The following is a 20,554-nucleotide window of genomic DNA, read 5'->3' as shown; positions in this document are numbered from 1 at the left end:
ATAAATGAGCATCTAATCAGATGCTCATTTTTTTATGGAATTTAGTTTGTCATAAATAAGGTGGCTTTCCCATCCCCTGTAAAATAAATAATCAGCTATTTTCTTTTTTTTCTTCAACAAACTTGTTTCCTTAATACTGCTTATTTTTTTGTCCGCTAATTCGTGAAACGTCTCCAAATAATCCAAATCTGCGATTTCATTTAGTGCTACATCAATATTGTAGCTACTTATTTCACGTAATTTCAACTCACTTTTAATTCGGTTTCTTCCCCATTTTTTCATTCTAAATTTTCCAGAAACAAAAGTTTTGGCAAATCGGGTTTCATTTAAAAAATCATGTTCCAATAAGTGTACAATTACCATATCAATGGCTTCTGGAATCATTCGCATTTTTATAAGCTTATCCCGAACCTCCTTGTGGCAACGTTCTTGGTAAACGCAATAGTTTTCAAGTGCTCTCTTGGCTTCTTCTATCGTGTAAGTTTTACCTTGAATCATGCATACAATATAGTAACAATTTGTTAACAAGTAAGAAACTGTAAATCATTGTTTTATTAGTAATTAGCCTTATATTTGTACGCTGCATTCAGCTTAAAAATTAATTATCCTTATGATAAAGAAATACTCCCTCGTATTTATCGCTTTTTTGGGCGCAATAATGTTTGGGTTTGGGCAGACAACAGTTTGTTTTGATTTTTCAACCGGTTACTCTGACGGTACAACTTTTACAAATCAAAACCTTGATGCTAATATAAGGTTTACAACTTATCAAAATAGTGGAAGTGCTAATACTCGTATTTGGAATAACCAATTACGATGTTATCAAAATGCAACAAAAGGCGGAGGTTTTATAATAGATGCATTAAACGGAGTTACGATCACTGAAGTTATTATTAACGCCTCCGGATCTACTGGGTCAGCTGAGTATATAGTTGATGGTGGTGGCACAAATAGTCTAGCTGGTGGCACAACCTATACTATGAATGGTTTATCTGCTGTAAGCACTCTTGAGTTTTATCAAAGAGATGCTACGGAAAGGATTTATATCGACCAATTTTGCGTTACATATACATCAGGTACACCAACATATTCTGTAAACTATGATGGAAATGGTAGTGATGGAGGAACGACTCCAATTGATCCAAACACCTATAATTCAGGTGACTCTGTGACGGTTTTAGGAAATACGTTTACTAATACTTGCAATACTTTTAGCGGTTGGAATACCGCTACTGATGGCAGTGGTAGTAGCTACAGTGGAGGAAATACATTTAATATTACAACCAATACTACCTTATATGCACAATGGACACCAACTGGAAACACTGTAACTTTTGATAGTAATGGTGGCACAGGAAGTATGCCAACTCAAACTAATTGTGTCGCTGCCAACCTTGATAGTAATGCCTTTACCAACACTGGATATACCTTCAATAGTTGGAATACGGTAGCAGATGGAAGCGGAACTACTTATGCTGAAGGCGCCACATATAATTTCTCTTCTGATGTAACGCTATATGCCCAATGGGATGTTTTTACTGGACCCTGTTTATCTGATGATTTTGATTCTGGGTATGGAAACTGGACTGGTTCAGGTACCTATCAAAATTCAACAGCAGGAGTAACTGGAAATGGAACTGGTTTCAATACCAATGGGGATAATATTGTGACCAACGTTTCTTTAACAAACCCACAATCTATAAGTTTTGAAGCTAGAGCATCCGGTACAACTTCCAATTTTTCTGTTAATTTTGAATATTCTACTTCAAATACAGGACCATGGACAAATGTGGTAACATTGGTTGCTGATGGCTCTAATACTGGAGATGTAACTACTACCTCTTCTACCTATAACTTAAGTCTAAATTTGCTAGGTACTTATTACATAAGAATTATTCAAAGTCCACGAAGTGGTGGTTCATTTTATTTAGATAATGTTGATATAACCTGCGGCTCTTGTTCGACTCCCGTAACTGCTACTTCTTTTTCTGCATCCTATAATTGTGGTGCTATTGATTTAACTTGGGACGCTCCATCCTGTGCTGAAGAAGTTCTGATTATTGGACGACAAGGAAGTGCAGTTACCGCCACACCTGTAAATGGAAATGATGGTTCCTCTTATATTGCAGATAGTATTTTTGGAAACGGAACTGATATGGGGTCACTAGAATATGTAGTGTATAAAGGCACTGGGACATCTGCAACAATTACTGGTTTTACAAGCGGGAATCCCTATCATTTTGCCATATTTTCCAGAGTTGGAACTACGTGGTCTTCGGGAGCACTTTACAATATTACTTATAATGTTACTGTAGATAACGTTAACCCATTTAGCGCAACCAATAGATGCGGAGATATTGCTTTAACTTGGACTCTTCCAACTTGTTATGATGAAGTATTGGTTGTCGCTAGAGCTAATAATCCTGTAGCTGCAGGTTCTCCAACTGGGGACGGTTCAACCTATACGGCTGATTCCAATTTTTCTGGAAGTGGTTCAAACTTGCTATCTGGAAAAGTTGTTTTTAAAGGGGTTGCTACTACCGAAACGATAACTGGGCTAACTGATGGTATCTCATACCATTTTAAAATTTTTACGAGGATAGGAACTGAATGGAGTACTACACCTATGACTAGTAGCGCAACTCCAATAAGTTCTGGAGGGTCTGGACCAACAACCTTTTTTCCTGGTGATTTGGTATTTGTTGGTTTTGATAGTTACATTGGTGGTGGAGATGATCGGTTTTCTATATTAAATATGGTTGATATTGGAGTAGGTACTGAATTTACAATTGCTAATTTGTTGTTTGAGGCAAATGCTAACGCCAATGAACGAACCAATAAATGGTATGATTGTAACGATGACTTTAACGAAGCAGGTGAGCCTCCATATGCTACGCTTCAATATATTGGTTGTACAGATATTCCAAAAGGCTCCATTATTTGTATTGAAACCAATAGCTTCCCAGCATATATTTTATCTATAACTGTGAACGGTGATGATTGGACTTCAGATTTTGTTGTTTTAGACAATCCAGCTCATAGTAATGATAATATTGCTGGAAATATCAGTACTACTAATCCAGATGCTATTTGGTTAATGCAAGGGACGTTTTCGAATGCGATACCACAAGCAGATGGCCCAGGAGACCCTGATTCTGAGCAGGATTATTTTAGGACTTTCACTGGTGTTGTTTTAGGAGGTTTACAAACCAAAGGGAATTTTAGAACTTTCTCTCAAACTGGCTATGGTGAAACACGTGTATCCAGAATACATCCAGATATTGAATGTGTCTATTTGGAAACTGGACCGACTTCTTCCACACGTTTCTATGGCTATCATGACAGGGTTTTAACCACAGGCAGTCATTATGAATTGTTAGCTCATATTACAGATATTGGTAATTGGACCATTTCAAGTGCTAGTTCTGGACAGGAGAGTGATGATATTACTACACTATGTGGTAGTCAATATACTATTACTGGTACGGCCAATGTTGCAGGTCATTGGATTGGCAGCACCACTAGTTCTACCGGTAATGATTGGTTTGATTGTAAAAACTGGGAGAATTTTTCTGTTCCAAGACGTGATACGGATGTAACAATAGATAGTACATCAGAGACCTATTGTGATATTGATCATACTTCCCCAAATGCAGCAAAATATGGCTATGTTGCGGACTGTCAAGATTTAACCATCAGTGATGAAAAATTAAATATAGATTCTGACTTGGATATTTTGTATGTGCGTGATATCAACATTCAAGGAACAGGCTCTTTAGATATGAACCACGATGGCATTGGAACACCAGGGAGTCTGATTTATTTATATGGTGATTGGACTAATGACGTTAATGTCAATGCTTTCGATGAAGGTAACGGTCACGTGGTATTTACTGGAGATCCTTTGGATGGTCCACAAGTTATTAATAATAATGTTCCTACCAATACAGAAGAATTTTATGATGTTACGCTAGATAACCATTTTGATACCAGTACTTCCAATAATTTATATGTAAAAGGTGACTTGATAGTTGATCCAACAAATACCGTCACAATTACGGATGGTCGTTACATTTTTGTTAATGACAACTTTACAAATAATGGCTCATTTCTCATAGAAAATAATGGCTCACTAGTACAAGGTGATGATTCAGGTATAAATACTGGTAACATTAGCGTGGAACGATCTGCCTCTGTTGATGATCAAGATTATGTATATTGGTCTTCACCAATAACCAATATGAATGTCAATAACGTTTCGCCAAGTTCGCCAACTAATCGAATTTATAAGTGGAATCCAACTTTTGCTAATACCAATGGTACTTTTGGGAATTGGGTTTCAGCAGCTGGTGAAACCATGGTAAAAGGTTTAGGTTACATCATACGGGTGCCTAACGGTCAAACTTCACCGGCAGTACCAGGTGATTTGAATTTTACTGCCATTTTCGATAACGGTGTCCCACATAATGGATTAACTCACACATTGCAAGTTACAAGAGGGTCCATTCCTGGTAACGATGATCAATGGAATTTATTAGGGAATCCTTATCCTTCGGCTATTGATGCTTATACCTTTTTGGATGAAAACAGCAGTGTGTTAGATGGTTTTGTAAATCTATGGACACATGGTAATCCACCAAGTACAGCTATCGGTGATCCTTTTTATTATGATTTTGGCTCTAACTATACTGAAACTGATTATTTAACCTACAATGGTATGGGTGCCTCAAGTGGTCCAGGTGATCTATACATTGCTTCTGGGCAAAGTTTTATGGTCAATATGTTGGATACCGCTCCTTCAGGAAGTAATGTTGTGTTTAACAATGCTATGAGAGGTGTTGGACATGATAACTCTCAATTTTATAGATTGGGTGTCAATAATAAAACTACTGATTACCGTCAATTAGAAAAACACCGTATCTGGTTGGATTTGGTTTCTGAAAATCAACCAACAAATCGTATTTTAGTTGGCTACGCGCAAAATGCAACCCAAGATAAAGACCATATGTTTGATGCCATTGCAGATAACTTAAGTTTTTATTCATTAATAGAGGATAAAGCATTTGTTATTCAAGGTCTGGGACTTCCTTTTACCGATTCTGATGTTATTCCTTTAGGTTATAAAAGCACCATTAGTGGCAATTACACCATAGCTATTGCTGCGGTTGATGGTATATTTGACACAAATTCTCAACCTATATTTTTAAAGGACAATCTAATAGGAATTACTCATGATTTAAGAAGTAGTCCATACAGCTTTATGGCCGAAGAAGGTACCTTTAATAGTCGTTTTGAAATCGTATTTAGATCAAACGCTTTGTTTGTTGATGAAATAATCACGAATCCAAATGATATCAGCATTATTGAGTTAGACAATGATGATGTAAGATTTACAGTTCATTCAAATAACCTGTCAATCAAAAATGTTGAAATTATTGATTTAACTGGAAGAACAGTGTTTAATTTCAGAGGACAAAATAGTTCTGAAACATATAACTTATACAACTTAAGCAGCTCGGCCTATATAGCTAGAATAACCTTGTCCAATAATTATGTTGTTGTTAAAAAAGCTATCAAAAAGTAATTTTGTATAAATATAATATCGAAAAAGCCCTCTAAATTTAGAGGGCTTTTTTTATAAAGAATAATTCAAAGACACAATAAAGTTTCTTCCTGGAGAGGCTATGCCTGAAGAATACCTTTTATATCGCTGATCTGTTATGTTTTCTAAACCCATAGTTATATTTAATGACTTTTTCAATTCATATTGAGTTCTCAAGTTTAGAGTATACCAAGAGGGTGAATAAGGATTACCATTTTCGTCTTTGGCATATATATAGTCTTTCTCGGCTTCAGATGGCGCCAATTGATTATTCGATAGTTCTCCATTGTAATCAATAAATCCATCTATTTTCAAACGGTTTTTATTGAAGATTATATGCGTATTCCCAAAATTTGGAGCAACATGTCTAACCGGAATTTCAATACCGTTGTCTTCTTCTGAACCTCCTATAATATTATATTGAGAAGTGAGTTTGACATTCTCAGAAAAATTAACTTTCAGACCCGCCTCAAAACCATAAATCCATGCCTTAGAGGCGTTTTGGATAGCTTGGACATTACTCAACTCACCATCATAAATAATTTCCGTTTCGCCATTGATCGAATAATCTCTTCGCACCAATGCATTATCTAAAAATGTATAATAGGTTTCAATATCCAAAACAAAAATGCCATCAAAGTTTAGTATTAAGCCCAACTCTCCTCCATAGGCATATTCTGGCTTTAGATTGTTGTTAGGTACCACTACCGAACCTGGTTCTGAGTCAAACACTTTTCCTACATCATCAATGTTTGGAGCCCTAAAAGCTGTTGAAGCGTTCAATTTCCATTGAATAGTTTTGTTGGGTAACCAGCTAATACCAGCTGTTCCCGTTAATGCACCTGAATTAATTTTAGCTGAATCAAAAGGCAGATTTAAATATTCATTGTTTTCTGTAAAACTCGCGTTTGCAAACACTTGGTTATAACGCAAACCAGATTGGAAAATGAATGTATTACTCGGCTTGTATTTTAAACTTGTATAAACTGCTACAGACTGCCAATCAGAACCATCTGGGTAGCGTGAAACCGTTGAATTAATAGTATTGGTAGTGATATTTTTCTCTTCTCCTAAAGAGTTAACTAAATTGTAGACATATTCAAAACCATAGAAAAGCTCTGATTTTGGACTAATTTTCTTTTCTAAATCGATATTAAATGACAGTGCGTTAACCGTTTCTTCTCTGATATTTTCTATTTCTGAATGAAAATCACGATCATATCTACTCTCTTTAAAGTTTTGGTATGCAAGAGTTGTTTGAACCTTATCATAAAGGTTCGATCTACTTCTCAATTTGGTATACTGAAAACTAGTCATAAACCATTGTTGTGGGCCATAATACCATTCAGCTGACCGCAAATTTTCTCCTCTGTAACGTAGGAGTCGGTCATATCTTGAATAATCCGATGTTCTTGAAAAATATACTCCTAAATCTAAACTTAAATCTTCTTTGGGTTCATAACGCACTTTTTGCATGAGATTATATTGATTAAACCCTGTAGGTGTTTGCACTAATGGATTTTCGTTTTCTACAACAGAATCTACCCCATTAACAGTTTCAACATATTCTGGTCTCAAATAATCCACTGGACCGTGTTTACCCATTCTTAAATCATCATAATCGCTATAACTGAAACTAGTTAAAAAGCCCCATTTTTTTAATCCAAAATTCACGTCAAAATGTCCCGTTTTTTCAAAGTTAGCTGAAGCATATCTTGCTAATGCATTAGCCCTAAAATACAGATCTTCTTTGTAAGATAACTGTGGTTTTTTGGTATAGAAACTCATAACACCGCCTATGGCATCACTACCGTAGACTACAGATCCTGCTCCAAGTGTTATTTCGGTATTTTGAATGGTAAAAGGGTCTATTGAAATCACATTTTGAAGGTTTCCCGACCTAAAAATGGCATTATTCATACGAACACCATCAACAGTAATCAATAGCCTATTGGTTGAAAACCCTCGAATCATTGGGCTACCACCTCCCAACTGACTTTTTTGAATAAACACATTTCCAGTGTTTTCCAATAAATCAGCGCTGGTTTGTGGATTTGTAAACTGTATTTCTTTAGCCGTAATGTTGACTATTTTTTGAGGTATATCCCTTGAGCTTTGTTCGAATTTAGATGCAGAAATAACTATTTCGTCTAAGTCAACAATACTGACTAAATATACTTTATAATTGGCATCAATAATTTCTAATTTCTTCAATTGAGCCTCTCTGTAGGATTTATTTCTAAAAGTTAGTAATTCATTATTTTCAAACAAATCCAATGAAGCTTCTCCATCAATATTAGTTTGAATGGTTTCGTTATCACCAGAAATAGTTACACCCGCCAATGGTGTATTTGAATCTTTCTCTAGCACAATAACTTTTTGTGAAAACGTGTTGATAGAATAAATTACAGAAAAAAATAGAAATAGGAATTTTAACTTCATTTCTAAAATTTTTAATTGGTTAGTTGGTTAATTGAAAAGTTGACTAAATACTTCCAATGATTTTGGTTTTTTAAAATATCCTAGATGCAATTCATAATATAGCAAAAGCATATTTAAAAAATTTCTTCTTTGGGCAGCATTTAAATGCAACATATTTAACTCATCAAATTTCATGCCCAACAGCTTTTTTAAAATAGTATTATTTTGGTCTGATACAGAGAATTTGTCAATGAGATTGTTTTCAAAAGCCCCTGTTTGAAGATTGAAAAATGATGATTCATTAAAACTGCTTTGAGGATAAAATCCTAAATATTTAGTTAACTCAACTAAAAACAACAGATGAAAGTTAGAGAATTTACTTTCAGCATCAAGCCATTGTAGAGCCGGTTCAAGATAATCAAATAAGTTGGTGTTTTGCTCTTCTTCCTTTAGCACAGCAGCCAAAACTTCTGCAATAAAAATAGCTACAGAACTTTTTAAAACATTAGTATGGAGTGATTTGTAAAAAAAACTAGACTTAACTTCTGATATATATTGTAGAGATTGATTCTGTCTATATTTTTCTTCAATGACTAATTGCGAAAGTGGTTGATAATAAGCTATAGATCTGCTGCCCTTACTTTTATAAGCATTTCTAACCAAGTAGCTAACAACACCACGCTTTTCTGTGTAGCATTTTACAATGACATCATTGTCTCGATACTTAATTTTGGAAAGTACAATTACTTTGTTGACAGCTAACATTACCTAACGACCATTACCTTTAAAACCTTTGTTTCAAAAGTATCTAAATCTGAAAGCATGACTAAATAAACCCCTGAAGCAACAACATTATTAAGAAGATTTTTGCCATTCCAAAAAGCAACACCTCCATCTATTTCCAGATTATATCCTTTAAATCTCAAATTGGTTCTGGACTGTGCTTCTGCAACTAAATTGCCTTCAATATCGGTAATTTTGATATTGACATTTTCGGAAATCCCACTTATTTTCACCTTTTTCTGGGTTATCTCGAAATTGGGCCTTACAGGGTTAGGATAGACAAAAGCATTCTCTAGTGTTTCCTGTGTTTCGGAGCCTCCAGCTTTAAAAGAAACCAAACCCTTGTCTGTGGCTATATAAACCACTCCATTAGATCCATCAATAGACACGTCTATGATATTGTTTGAAGGTAAGGGCGAGTTATTTTTTGTGAAATGGTATAAGGTTTGTTGCCCATCTGATGAAAAATAAAATAATCCAGAAGCTATAGTTGCAACCCATTTATTGTTAGATCCATCAACCTCAATATCAGAAACAAATTGTTGAAATAATAATTCCTTTGGAACACCCTCTTCCAAAATTATTATTTGTTGTGCTTGCACATTATCATCTGAAAAAAAATTGGATGTGTTATACAGTACCCTTAATCCTTGTATTGTACCAATCCAAATTTGATTGCGTTTATCAATAGCTACAGAAGTAACAAAACTAGAAGGCATATTTTGGTCTTCGCTATTGAGGCTTTTTAATTGAGGACCATTATTTTCATTAAATCCAATTAATCCAAAATAATAACCGCCTATCCATTTAGTTCCGTTGTCGTCAACTTCTATATCACTATATCCCCATTCACCATTAAAAGGATCTTGTATCAAACTCAAAAAATCAAATCGTCTCCATTGATCGGTTGTTGGGTCATATGATTTCAAAGGTTTACCAACTCGGCCAGTCATTGTCCAAAGTATCCCATTTCTATCGAATGTCGATGCCGATTGCCTTATACTATAAAAACTTTGATTATTTGGATTTTCAGCAGACTCTAATCCACTATTTGTTTCATTATAAAGGATTGTAGGCGAATCATCATTGATTTCAACAATTCCATTTTGAAAAGAACTGATAAATACTTGATTCAAGTTAAAAGGATTAATAGCTATCTTATTTAAATTTTTTGCTTCAAAAAGGCTGTCATAAGGAATATTAACCCAATCGCCGTTGTTGAGGTGACTAACCCCTCTTGAGTTCAAGGGAGACGGATTATATGTTAAGGTATACTCTCCAAAAGTTACCCATAAGCTATTGGATGCTGACTCAATAGCAAAAGAGTTATTTAATAAGGGCCCATCAGGGTGAATCTCTTCAAATTCAAAAGTATTTGAAATTGAAACTTTAAGTATTCCGTAATCTTGAGTTCCAATGTAAATATCATTACCTATCGATGTTGATGCTGTAAACTCTGTCGGGAAATTATCAGGTATGGCAATTTCGGCTATTATGTTAAAATTAATATCATAAACATGAACTTTATCAATTTCTGTAATTATTAAATAATCATTCACCGCTCGAACATCAATTGGTCTTGAGTCATATTGAATAATATCGAAAAACTCATCATTGATAACTTCAGCAATAAATCTGTTAAATCTCATTACGAACAATTTATCAATCAAAGTCTCAATAGCAATATTATTACCTCCTCTAACTGTTATCCATTCTTGAAAATCAACTAAATCGTTACTCGTCAACAAACCTTTTTTTAATCCATTTCCATCTTGACAAGCTGCATATATATACCCGTCAAAAATTGTTGTTTGTTTTACAATTATTTGAGCACCTCCATTCCCTATAAAATATGTATCTCCAAATTCTAATCTATTTAAATCATAGACCGAAATACCATAGTCTGTTGAAATGTATATTAGTCCTTCATATTCATTAAAATGATTAATGTTTTTGTTAGTAGGAGGAATGGTTGGTTTTTCAAGTATATCTACTATTGTTAAAACATTTTCATCGTTGTCAAAAACAATTTCCATCAATCCATTTTCATAACCGATAATGAGAAGTTCATATGCCTCACTGTAATGAATTTGTGAAATAGTTTCACCTGACAATCCATTTATAGTCGATAAAGTCGTTGTTTCTTGAGTTTGGGTATCGTAGATAAAAATGGCATTTTCAGCTGCAGCGTATAATTTATTATTACCTTGGGAAATGTCTTTAATGTTTAAATATGAAAAATGACCCTGCCATTGTGAAGAAAAATCTTGAGAATAACCAAAAATAGAAACTACAAAAAACAAAAAAAGTATTGTCCTTTTAATCATAATATAATTATCAGTATTCAAATATATTTAATACTAACGAGTTAAAGTTGTGTTTCATATTTTTTTAAATAAAAAAAGCTTTCTAAATCAATAGAAAGCTCCTTTTAATAAATTTATTCTTTTTATACTACTCCTTGAGCAAGCATAGCATCAGCTACCTTAACAAAACCGGCAACATTAGCTCCCTTCACATAATCAATATATCCGTCCTCTTGCTTACCATAAGTAACACACGATTCGTGAATGTCATTCATGATTTGATTAAGTTTCGCGTCCACTTCCTCACGAGTCCAGTTGAAACGTAACGAGTTTTGACTCATTTCCAGACCAGAAGTTGCAACACCTCCAGCATTAGATGCCTTCCCTGGAGAAAACAATACTTTCGCTTTTTGAAAAGCTTCAATGGCATCAGGCGTAGTTGGCATATTGGCCCCTTCAGCAACAGCAATTACATTGTTATTTATTAAAGATTTTGCTTCTTCTGCATTTAACTCATTTTGGGTTGCGCATGGTAGAGCTATATCACAATTAACAGACCAAGGTCTCTCGTCAGCATAAAATTTCGCAGAAGGATATTTTTCAACATACTCATTGATTCGTCCTCTTTTAACATTTTTAATATCCATAATAAATGCTAATTTATCAGCATCTATTCCTTCAGAATCGTGTATATATCCTGATGAATCAGACATAGTCACAACTTTGCCGCCCAATTGAGTGGCTTTTTCACAAGCAAACTGTGCCACATTACCTGACCCGGAAATCACAACGGTTTTCCCTTCAAAAGAGTCTCCCTTTGTTGCAAGCATGTTTTTAGCAAAATACACACATCCATAACCAGTGGCTTCTGGACGAATTAAAGAACCTCCATAGGACATCCCCTTTCCAGTTAACACACCCGTAAATTCATTTCTTAATCGTTTGTATTGACCAAACATGTAGCCAATCTCTCTGGCACCAACACCTATATCTCCGGCAGGAACGTCAGTATTAGCACCAATGTGTCTGAATAATTCATTCATGAAAGATTGACAAAAACGCATAACTTCGTTGTCGCTTTTCCCTTTAGGGTTAAAGTCACTTCCTCCTTTACCGCCACCCATTGGCAAAGTGGTCAATGAATTTTTAAAAACTTGTTCAAACCCTAAAAACTTAAGTATGCTTAAGTTTACAGAAGGGTGAAAACGTAAACCGCCCTTATAAGGTCCTATGGCTGAATTGAATTCAACACGAAACCCTCTGTTTACTTGCGTGTTGCCTTCGTCATCAATCCAAGGCACTCTGAATATTATCGTGCGCTCTGGCTCAACCATGCGCTCCAATAGCATTTTCCCTTTGTATTGAGGATTCTCTTCAATAAAGGGTATAACTGTTTCTGCAACTTCATGAACAGCCTGTAAAAATTCTGGCTCGTGACCATTTTTACCCTTAACTGTCTCTAAAAAGGCATTTATTTTTTCTTTCATTTTCTTGATTTTTAAGAAATATAAAAATATTGTGAAATTTAATGGGTGCAAATATACATTATCTTTAAAAAAGAAATGTCTTTTTTTTATTTTTCATAATCTATGATGAAATAATTATTTATTTGTTAATTTGCCGTATATCTTATTGGATTTCAATAATTAATTTGGTAGATAAAGTCGTTTTTTTATATTTGTTAACTGTTTGCTCTAAATCATTGAAAGTAATACTATGTTCAATTTGAAACAATTAACCGTAATCTTAATCTTTTTTGCTGGTATGCAAATGGGGTTTTCGCAGCTAGGTTTTTCTCATGAAATTGGTGCTATTGTAGGTCCCGTTCAATTTAGATCAGACTTTGGTGTTAGAAATAATGAAGAAACAAATTTTGGTAATTCCGGTATTGGAATAGGTTTGATTCACTACATCAATTTTGCCTACAGAGCAGATTGTAATTGTTACTCTACTGACACTTATTTTAATGATCATTTTAAGTTACGAAGTGAAATATCTTATAACACTACTAAACTAGACCATTTTGGACAATGGCAAGCAGGAACATCTGATAATGCTGAAAGATTGAGAAAACACAAAGGTGAAGCCAATAACTTTGATATTGGAATGCAATTGGAATATTTCCCTTTGAGTATCCGCTCTTTTCAAGCTTTCAGCTATAGAATAGCGCCATTTGTGAGTTTAGGAGCTCACTATACTTCCTTTAATCCTAAAGCTTCTACCACTTATGGAACACAAACTATTGCTGATCCTCGTAATTTTTGGAGCCAATGGGAGCCTGGATCAATTAACCCTGATTCAGGAAGTACTTGGTCAGTTGTCACCAGTATTGGTGCGCGTTATAAATTAACTAAATTGTCCGATTTAATGTTGGATTTAAGATGGCAATATTACTTTAGTGATTGGATTGATGGTTTGAATCATCAATTAAGTTCTAATAAGCATAATGATTGGTTGGTTTGGCTAAATTTTGGTTACATCTATTATCTAGATTAATATCTAAAAAATAAACAAAAAAGCCCAAGTAACTTTACTTGGGCTTTTTTGTTCAATGCTTTTATAAAATACTATCCTATTGCTTGTTTTAAATCTTCAATTAAATCGTCAATATCTTCGATTCCAACACTCAAACGAATAAGTGAATCCACAACACCAGTTTTTTCACGTTCTTCTTTGGGAATACTTGCATGTGTCATACTAGCCGGATGGCCAGCCAAAGATTCGACACCACCCAAAGACTCTGCTAATGTAAATATTTTAAGTTTTTCAACAATTTTTATAGCTTCTTCGTAATTATTCCCTTTGGTTGTAAAAGATATCATCCCTCCAAAATCATTCATTTGCGCTTTTGCAACGTTATGATTGGGATGGTTTTCAAAACCTGGCCAATAGACCTTTTCAACTTTTGGATGGGAATTCAAGTATTCAGCAATAGCTTTACCGTTTTCACAGTGACGTTGCATTCGGATATGCAGTGTTTTAATACCACGTAGTACTAAAAAACTATCTTGTGGACCACATACAGCACCACTGGCGTTTTGAATAAAATACAATTTATCGGCCAAGTCTTTGTCCTTGACAATTAGGGCTCCCATAACCACATCACTGTGTCCGCCTAAATACTTGGTTGCTGAATGCATAACTATATCAGCACCCAAATCCAATGGTTGTTGTAAATAAGGTGTTGCAAAAGTATTATCAACAGCCAGCAACAGATTGTGCTTTTTAGCTATTTGAGAACAAGCTTTTATATCAATAATATTCATCATGGGGTTTGTTGGTGTTTCCACCCAGATGAGTTTGGTTTTGCCATTAATGAAGTTTTCAATATTATGGGCATTTTCCATACCTACAAAATGAAACTTGATACCAAACTTCTTGAAAATCGAGGTGAACAATCTATAGGAGCCACCATATAAATCATTAGTAGAAACAACCTCATCACCCGGCTCCAACAACTTAATAACCGCATCTATGGCTGCCAATCCAGAACCGAAGGCTAATCCATAGTTACCATTTTCAATACTGGCAAAAGCATTTTCTAAAGCTTGTCTTGTTGGATTATGTGTTCTGGAGTATTCAAAACCTTTATGTCCACCTGGTGTGCTTTGAGCATATGTTGATGTTTGATATATAGGTGGCATGACAGCACCATAAGCTGGATCATGTTTCTGACCACCATGTATTGTTTTTGTATTAAATTTCATATATAAATGTTCTTTTCCACAAAGTTATATTTTAATTCGTTCTATTCAAATGCAATAACTATCTTTAGTACAAGATTAACAGGAAGTCATTATGCGAAATTACTTTATCGTTTTTATACTATCAACTTACTCATTGTTAAACCTTTCATGTGCGGATGAAAAATCTTCAACTTTATTCAATGAAGTAAACATGACTACCCATGAAAACAAACTCGTTGAAATATTTATTCCTAAAGCAAAAGGCAATAACCCTGTATCTGAAAAAATAAATTCTAAAATAAACGAGTCGATAATAGCTACTCTGCAAATTGGCGACCCTGAACCGGTTACATCAAAATCTGTTGAAGAAAGCATCACTAATTTCAACAATGAGTATATAAAATTTACAAATGAATTTCCAGAAAGCCCCATGGTTTGGGAAGCTCAAATTGATGGTGAAGTTTCCTATCAATCGGAGTCTTTAATATCCATTGCCTTAACAAGTTATTTGAATACTGGAGGAGCCCATGGTATTTTGACAATTAGGTTTTTGAATTTTGATACGCTCACGGGAGACATCATTCCTAATAACGATTTGTTTTCTAATTTTTCAGCTTTTGAAGAATTGGCCAAAAGTCATTTTAATAAGGAGATAGCTGACAAAAAAGAAAATTATTTTGATCCTGATAATTTTACCCTTCCAGCGAATATTGGCTTTGATGATGATGGTCTCATATTATTGTATAATACTTATGAAATTGCGCCTTATTCTTCAGGTATTACTGAAATTCACATGACCTATAATGAAATAGATGCGCTATTGGCTTACAAGTAATTAAACAAACTTCCGCAAGGATAATATGACACCTAAATGAATGCCTTCATGATAACAGTTGAAGTCGATGGCTTCCTCCACATTTGTTAGTGTGCTTTTTGTTGTGACAGTATATTCATTGAATTGTTGAAACACCTTGTTGTTGTAGTCTTCTTTCGTTTTTTCTATGGTAGAAAATAACAAATTTTTAATGGCATCAACTTCAGCTTGAGATAAATCCCTTTCAGGTTTTGTCCCTTTTTTAAATAATTCAATCAATTCTTCAGAAACGATGCAAGGCAACCCAGATAATCTATAAACCAGTAACTGCTGTGTGACGATGGTGTGAGCAATATTCCATATCAGATTATTGCTAAACCCATCAGGGATTTTATTGAGTTGTTGTAAAGAATAATTATCTAGAATAGATTCCAATAATTTTCTGTTCTTAATCGAAATATCAAATGCCCAATCCATAGTTTATTTTTGCTTAAAATTAACCAAAATTCTTTTAAAATGGACTTACTTTGCACCATATTAATATGATATGAAAAAAGTATACTACCTTAAAACATGCAGCACCTGCATTCGTATTTTAAAAGCGTTGAATCTACCACCAGATTTTGAATTACAGGACATCAAAACGGAGCCTATGACAGTTAAACAGGTAGAGGAAATGCAAAAGCTTTCTGGTAGTTATGAATCCCTTTTTAGTAAACGTGCCAAGTTGTACAAGGAAATGGATTTGAAAAATGCCGACTTAAAAGAGGCTGATTACAAGCATTACATCTTGGATCACTATACCTTTTTAAGTCGTCCGGTCATAATAATCGGGAATCAAATATTCATCGGGAATTCAAAAAAAACGGTTGAACAAGTTAAAAACGCCTTAAGTGGGAAATAACCGTCTTTTTGCATTATTTGCTGCCTTTATGGTCCAAGTTATTTATGGGCTGACCTTCACATTTGCAAATGATGTCATTGACGAGGGTCACATAAAACCCTATGGTTTCATCCTTTTACGAATTATTGGGGCAACCATTCTCTTTTGGATATTAAGCTTATTCACCCCAACTGAAAAAATTGATCGAAAGGATTATTTTAAGTTTTTCATCGCATCCATTTTTGGTATAGCCTTGAACATGCTTACATTTTTTAAAGGCCTTGAATTTACAACACCAATACATGCTTCGGTAATCATGACTGTTGTGCCCATTGTTGTGTTAGTCTTATCGGCTGTTTTCCTCAAGGAGCGCATTACACATTTAAAATTTATCGGAATTTTGTTAGGGTTTTCGGGCGCGATTGTATTGAGCATCTACGGTAGATCTACCCAAGTTGGGGACAATATATTATTGGGAAATACTTTGGTGTTTATTAATGCTGTTTCATATAGTATCTATTTGATTCTCATTAAGAAAATTACGGACAAATACCATCCTTTTACATTTATTCGTTGGTTGTTTTTATTTGGACTAATTATGGTAATCCCTTTCGGCTATGGAGAACTTTCTGAAGTTGTCTGGACATCATTCCCTCCGTATATTATTTTCTCTGTTGCTTTTGTCATCCTTGGGGCAACATTTACCACTTATCTCTTAAACCCGTTAGCGTTAAGACAATTAAAAGCTTCAACAGTCAGTACGTTTTTGTACATACAACCCGTTATAGCAGGAATATTTGCCATTATTATGGGAAGTGACACCATAAATGGCATTAAGCTCATTGCTGCTTTGTTAATCTTTATTGGTGTATACTTAGTAACAAAAAAACCAGCACTAAAAAGTTAAGTCTATCGGTCTTTTTTGGTTTTTGCGCGTGTCTTCTTTTGTTAAAACCTTAAAATCTTTTGATTTTGGAAACTGATTGGCACAAGCCATAAGTTCATCATTCAGTTTTGTCAATTTTCTGGTCTTAAAATTCATCCAAGCACCAAGCATTTCGCAATGGGCAATGTTCTTTCCCTCTCTATCATAAAAATTGTGCTCTATACTAAAAAACATACCATCCTCACTCAATCCTGTGACCTCTAATCCAACCGTAATTGGGTCACCAATATGCGCTTCCTTAAAATAATAAATGTGCTCATTAAAAACTATAGGAGCGAGTTCATGTTTGGCTATTTCATGAAGGGAAAACCCAAATTCTTCAAAAAAAGCCATGCGTGTATGACTCATAAAATTCATATAGGAAGCATTTGCCAAATGCATATTGGCATCCAGATCATTCCAACGTATTTCAAATTCTTTTGTAAACATTATTTATTTTTTAGGTTTCAAAAATACAATTAATAGGTCATAATGCATTAAACGGAAATCTGTTTTCAAAACATACAGTTTTGGTTACCTTTGTAGGACTTTAAATAAGCTTATGATACATTCAATGACAGGATATGGTAAATCTGTTTTACAGTTACCTACCAAAAAGATAACCATAGAGATAAAATCACTAAACAGTAAAAACCTGGATTTGAATGCACGAATGCCTTCTGTGTATCGTGAAAAAGAATTGAATCTTCGGAAACTTATAGGTAATCAGTTAGAACGTGGTAAAATTGATTTTTCAATTTATGTGGAAATGACAGGGGAAGAAACCTCAACTCAATTGAACAAACCAGTAGTCCAACAATACATCAAACAGCTTAAAGAGGTTGTAAATGGTGATGAAACCGAATTGTTAAAAATGGCTGTGAGATTTCCTGATGCACTGAATACCGAACGAGATGATATTGATGAAGACGAATGGAAGGTCATTTCTGAGGGTGTGCTTGATGCCTTAAAACGTATAGACAATTATCGTTTGGATGAAGGTAAGGCTTTGGAAACCGACTTTAGAAATCGCATTCAAAATATAGATGACCTTTTAGAATCAGTCATCACTATGGACCCTGAACGTATCGTGGCTGTTCGTGAGCGCCTGCGTAAAGGAATAGAAGAGCTTAAGGAAAAAGTTGATGAAAATCGATTTGAGCAAGAATTGGTGTATTACATTGAAAAATTTGATATCACCGAAGAAAAAGTACGCCTAAAAAACCATCTCGACTATTTTATAAAATCATTGGACTCTGCTGATTCTAATGGTAAAAAACTCGGTTTTATTGGACAGGAAATTGGACGAGAAATCAATACCATAGGTTCTAAAAGTAATTATGCGCCCATGCAAAAACTAGTAGTTCAAATGAAAGATGAGCTTGAAAAAATTAAGGAACAATTATTGAACGTGTTGTAAATATGAAGAAAGGTAAGTTAATTGTATTTTCAGCACCATCAGGTTCGGGCAAAACAACCATAGTGAGACATTTATTGGGAATTGACGAACTTAATTTAGAATTCTCTATTTCTGCTACATCCCGTGAAAAACGCGGCGAGGAAGTTGATGGCAAGGACTATTACTTTTTAAGTTCTAAAGAATTTAAAAACAAAATTAAAAACGATGCGTTTTTGGAATGGGAAGAAGTCTATAGAGATAATTTTTACGGTACTTTAAAAACCGAAGTTGAACGTATTTGGTCTCATGGCAAACATGTTATTTTTGATATTGACGTGTCAGGAGGATTACGCATCAAACGTAAATTTCCCAGTGAGACACTTGCTGTCTTTGTAAAGCCGCCTAGTATTGATGAATTGAAAATTAGACTTAAAAAACGTAAAACAGAAAGTGCTGATAAAATCAATATGCGAATCGCCAAGGCATCAGCTGAACTAGCGACAGCACCACTTTTTGATGTGATTATTGAAAATGATGACCTAGATAAAGCTCTAAAAGAAGCTGAAACCCTAGTTTCTGAATTTATAAATAGTTAAATTACTATGAAAATTGGCCTTTACTTTGGAACCTTTAATCCCATTCATGTTGGTCATTTAATAATTGCCAACCATTTGGCTGAAAATAGCGATTTAGATCAGATTTGGTTGGTCGTTACACCACAAAGTCCCTTTAAGAAAAAACAATCGTTGCTGGATAATTATCAAAGATTGGAAATGGTCTATAGAGCCACAAAAGATTATGTGCGTTTAAAACCTAGCGATATTGAATTCAACTTACCTCAACCAAATTATACTATCAATACCTTAACATATTTACAGGAAAAACATCCTGACTATGAGTTTTCTCTCATCATGGGAGAAGATAATTTGAAGAGTTTTCATAAATGGAAAAACTATGAACTCATATTAGAACACCATGATATTTATGTGTATCCTAGAATATCCGATGGAGCTGTAGAGACTCAATTTGATAATCACAATCGCATTCATCATATTGATGCACCTATTATTCAGTTATCTTCTACGTTCATTCGAAAAGCTATTAAAGCGGGCCAAATTATTAGGCCTATGCTCCCTGAACATGTATGGGAATATGTGGATGAAATGAATTTTTATAAATAAAAAAAGCCAACTTTTTCAGCTGGCTTCAATTTTATAATAAGTATTTATTAGTCTAACGCAGGAATACGTAACACTTGACCAGGATAAATTAAATCTGGATCTTTCAACATAGGTTTATTAGCTTCAAAAATCACGGGATACTTCATAGCATTGCCGTAATACGTTTTGGCTATTTTCCCTAACGTATCACCACTCACAACTGTATGAAACTGTGCTTCAGGTTCTGTATGCTCTACCGTCATTTGATCATCAACTGTAGCAATACCATTAGAGTTCCCTACAACTAAAACTACTTTTTCTTTTGTGGCTTGATCATATGCCATTCCAGTGACTGTAGCCATATCATCAACAATTTTGATGTCTAAATTCTCAACCTGTAGTTGTAAATCACTAACGGTTTCTTCTAACCGGCTGGCTGCAGCCTCTTCTCTACGTAGTTTTGCCGCTGCCGCATCTGCTGCTGCTTCGGCAGCTTCTTCAGCAGTAGTTTTACCTATTCCAAAAATTTTGGCTCCTGCATCTTTAATAAATGAAAATAATCCCATAATTCTCTT

Annotated in this window: 17 protein-coding genes; 8 read left to right on the top strand and 9 right to left on the bottom strand. The window is 34.6% G+C overall.

What is annotated here, in order from left to right; genetic code table 11:
• Positions 1-24: 24 nt before the first annotated feature.
• Complete coding sequence (locus ACKXGU_RS09370; protein WP_463465065.1) at positions 25-498, bottom strand: regulatory protein RecX; 474 nt, start codon at positions 496-498, stop codon at positions 25-27.
• A 112-nt stretch (positions 499-610) separates the two neighbouring features.
• Between ACKXGU_RS09370 and ACKXGU_RS09365 the strand changes: the two genes are divergently transcribed.
• Positions 611-5,584 (top strand): InlB B-repeat-containing protein, encoded by a 4,974-nt coding sequence (locus tag ACKXGU_RS09365; protein ID WP_463465064.1) that lies wholly within the window; start codon positions 611-613, stop codon positions 5,582-5,584.
• Between the two features lie 51 nt (positions 5,585-5,635).
• On the opposite strand, the gene ACKXGU_RS09360 is transcribed toward ACKXGU_RS09365, so the two are convergent.
• The 4 genes from ACKXGU_RS09360 to gdhA form a co-directional block, all read right to left on the bottom strand.
• Complete coding sequence (locus tag ACKXGU_RS09360) at positions 5,636-8,044, bottom strand: TonB-dependent receptor plug domain-containing protein (protein ID WP_463465063.1); 2,409 nt, start codon at positions 8,042-8,044, stop codon at positions 5,636-5,638.
• Positions 8,045-8,071: 27 nt separating this feature from the next.
• The gene (recO, locus tag ACKXGU_RS09355) at positions 8,072-8,788 is read right to left on the bottom strand and encodes a DNA repair protein RecO (RefSeq protein WP_463465062.1); all 717 of its coding nucleotides are present in this window, start codon (positions 8,786-8,788) and stop codon (positions 8,072-8,074) included.
• A complete protein-coding gene (gene porZ, locus ACKXGU_RS09350) occupies positions 8,788-11,133 on the bottom strand; it encodes a type IX secretion system anionic LPS delivery protein PorZ (protein ID WP_463465061.1) in 2,346 nt (781 codons plus the stop codon). Before porZ ends, recO begins: the two co-directional genes overlap by 1 nt.
• Positions 11,134-11,255: 122 nt before the next feature.
• Positions 11,256-12,599: an NADP-specific glutamate dehydrogenase gene (gene gdhA / locus ACKXGU_RS09345; RefSeq protein WP_463465060.1), complete on the bottom strand. Its 1,344-nt coding sequence runs from the start codon at positions 12,597-12,599 to the stop codon at positions 11,256-11,258.
• A 229-nt stretch (positions 12,600-12,828) separates the two neighbouring features.
• Between gdhA and ACKXGU_RS09340 the strand changes: the two genes are divergently transcribed.
• On the top strand, positions 12,829-13,608 hold the full coding sequence (locus tag ACKXGU_RS09340) for a THC0290_0291 family protein (RefSeq protein ID WP_463465059.1): 780 nt from the start codon (positions 12,829-12,831) through the stop codon (positions 13,606-13,608).
• 71 nt (positions 13,609-13,679) lie between these two features.
• Here the strand turns inward: ACKXGU_RS09340 and ACKXGU_RS09335 are convergent, their stop codons facing one another.
• Positions 13,680-14,819: a cystathionine gamma-synthase gene (locus tag ACKXGU_RS09335; RefSeq protein WP_463465058.1), complete on the bottom strand. Its 1,140-nt coding sequence runs from the start codon at positions 14,817-14,819 to the stop codon at positions 13,680-13,682.
• Positions 14,820-14,910: 91 nt separating this feature from the next.
• Here ACKXGU_RS09335 and ACKXGU_RS09330 point away from each other — a divergent pair, with 91 nt between their 5' ends.
• Positions 14,911-15,633 carry a DUF3298 and DUF4163 domain-containing protein gene (locus tag ACKXGU_RS09330; RefSeq protein ID WP_463465057.1) on the top strand — a complete coding sequence of 241 codons (723 nt, stop codon included), beginning with the start codon at positions 14,911-14,913 and terminating at the stop codon, positions 15,631-15,633.
• Here ACKXGU_RS09330 and ACKXGU_RS09325 read toward each other — a convergent pair whose 3' ends face one another.
• Positions 15,634-16,089, bottom strand: a complete 456-nt coding sequence (locus ACKXGU_RS09325; RefSeq protein ID WP_463465056.1) for a DinB family protein — start codon at positions 16,087-16,089, stop codon at positions 15,634-15,636.
• Between the two features lie 70 nt (positions 16,090-16,159).
• On the opposite strand from ACKXGU_RS09325, the gene ACKXGU_RS09320 reads away from it, so the two are divergent.
• Positions 16,160-16,516: an arsenate reductase family protein gene (locus tag ACKXGU_RS09320; RefSeq protein WP_463465055.1), complete on the top strand. Its 357-nt coding sequence runs from the start codon at positions 16,160-16,162 to the stop codon at positions 16,514-16,516.
• On the top strand, positions 16,506-17,402 hold the full coding sequence (locus ACKXGU_RS09315; RefSeq protein ID WP_463465054.1) for a DMT family transporter: 897 nt from the start codon (positions 16,506-16,508) through the stop codon (positions 17,400-17,402). The genes ACKXGU_RS09320 and ACKXGU_RS09315 overlap by 11 nt, the downstream gene beginning before the upstream one ends.
• Here the strand turns inward: ACKXGU_RS09315 and ACKXGU_RS09310 are convergent.
• Positions 17,391-17,870 (bottom strand): acyl-CoA thioesterase, encoded by a 480-nt coding sequence (locus ACKXGU_RS09310; protein ID WP_463465053.1) that lies wholly within the window; start codon positions 17,868-17,870, stop codon positions 17,391-17,393. The genes ACKXGU_RS09315 and ACKXGU_RS09310 overlap by 12 nt on opposite strands.
• Before the next feature lie 112 nt (positions 17,871-17,982).
• On the opposite strand from ACKXGU_RS09310, the gene ACKXGU_RS09305 reads away from it, so the two are divergent.
• From ACKXGU_RS09305 to nadD, 3 genes are read left to right on the top strand one after another with little or no spacing between them, the layout of a single operon-like run.
• The gene (locus ACKXGU_RS09305; protein ID WP_463465052.1) at positions 17,983-18,840 is read left to right on the top strand and encodes a YicC/YloC family endoribonuclease; all 858 of its coding nucleotides are present in this window, start codon (positions 17,983-17,985) and stop codon (positions 18,838-18,840) included.
• Positions 18,841-18,842: 2 nt separating this feature from the next.
• Positions 18,843-19,415, top strand: coding sequence for a guanylate kinase (gene gmk, locus ACKXGU_RS09300; protein ID WP_463465051.1), 573 nt, complete (start codon positions 18,843-18,845; stop codon positions 19,413-19,415).
• Between the two features lie 6 nt (positions 19,416-19,421).
• Positions 19,422-20,000, top strand: coding sequence for a nicotinate (nicotinamide) nucleotide adenylyltransferase (gene nadD, locus ACKXGU_RS09295; protein WP_463465050.1), 579 nt, complete (start codon positions 19,422-19,424; stop codon positions 19,998-20,000).
• 47 nt (positions 20,001-20,047) lie between these two features.
• Here the strand turns inward: nadD and lysM are convergent, their stop codons facing one another.
• Complete coding sequence (gene lysM / locus ACKXGU_RS09290) at positions 20,048-20,545, bottom strand: peptidoglycan-binding protein LysM (RefSeq protein ID WP_103050765.1); 498 nt, start codon at positions 20,543-20,545, stop codon at positions 20,048-20,050.
• Positions 20,546-20,554 lie beyond the last annotated feature (9 nt).

The organism is Hanstruepera sp. CR43 (assembly GCF_055227665.1).
This window is presented reverse-complemented; position numbering and strand designations above follow the sequence as displayed.

What these genes read in the sequence shown, in the direction of transcription:
- ACKXGU_RS09325 (WP_463465056.1), bottom strand. Translation starts at nt 16,089, where the DNA reads ATGGATTGGGCATTTGATATTTCGATTAAGAACAGAAAATTATTGGAA.
- ACKXGU_RS09340 (WP_463465059.1), top strand. Translation starts at nt 12,829, where the DNA reads ATGTTCAATTTGAAACAATTAACCGTAATCTTAATCTTTTTTGCTGGT.
- ACKXGU_RS09365 (WP_463465064.1), top strand. Translation starts at nt 611, where the DNA reads ATGATAAAGAAATACTCCCTCGTATTTATCGCTTTTTTGGGCGCAATA.
- nadD (WP_463465050.1), top strand. Translation starts at nt 19,422, where the DNA reads ATGAAAATTGGCCTTTACTTTGGAACCTTTAATCCCATTCATGTTGGT.
- ACKXGU_RS09310 (WP_463465053.1), bottom strand. Translation starts at nt 17,870, where the DNA reads ATGTTTACAAAAGAATTTGAAATACGTTGGAATGATCTGGATGCCAAT.
- ACKXGU_RS09305 (WP_463465052.1), top strand. Translation starts at nt 17,983, where the DNA reads ATGATACATTCAATGACAGGATATGGTAAATCTGTTTTACAGTTACCT.
- porZ (WP_463465061.1), bottom strand. Translation starts at nt 11,133, where the DNA reads ATGATTAAAAGGACAATACTTTTTTTGTTTTTTGTAGTTTCTATTTTT.
- ACKXGU_RS09320 (WP_463465055.1), top strand. Translation starts at nt 16,160, where the DNA reads ATGAAAAAAGTATACTACCTTAAAACATGCAGCACCTGCATTCGTATT.
- lysM (WP_103050765.1), bottom strand. Translation starts at nt 20,545, where the DNA reads ATGGGATTATTTTCATTTATTAAAGATGCAGGAGCCAAAATTTTTGGA.
- gdhA (WP_463465060.1), bottom strand. Translation starts at nt 12,599, where the DNA reads ATGAAAGAAAAAATAAATGCCTTTTTAGAGACAGTTAAGGGTAAAAAT.
- ACKXGU_RS09370 (WP_463465065.1), bottom strand. Translation starts at nt 498, where the DNA reads ATGATTCAAGGTAAAACTTACACGATAGAAGAAGCCAAGAGAGCACTT.
- recO (WP_463465062.1), bottom strand. Translation starts at nt 8,788, where the DNA reads ATGTTAGCTGTCAACAAAGTAATTGTACTTTCCAAAATTAAGTATCGA.
- gmk (WP_463465051.1), top strand. Translation starts at nt 18,843, where the DNA reads ATGAAGAAAGGTAAGTTAATTGTATTTTCAGCACCATCAGGTTCGGGC.
- ACKXGU_RS09330 (WP_463465057.1), top strand. Translation starts at nt 14,911, where the DNA reads ATGCGAAATTACTTTATCGTTTTTATACTATCAACTTACTCATTGTTA.
- ACKXGU_RS09360 (WP_463465063.1), bottom strand. Translation starts at nt 8,044, where the DNA reads ATGAAGTTAAAATTCCTATTTCTATTTTTTTCTGTAATTTATTCTATC.
- ACKXGU_RS09335 (WP_463465058.1), bottom strand. Translation starts at nt 14,819, where the DNA reads ATGAAATTTAATACAAAAACAATACATGGTGGTCAGAAACATGATCCA.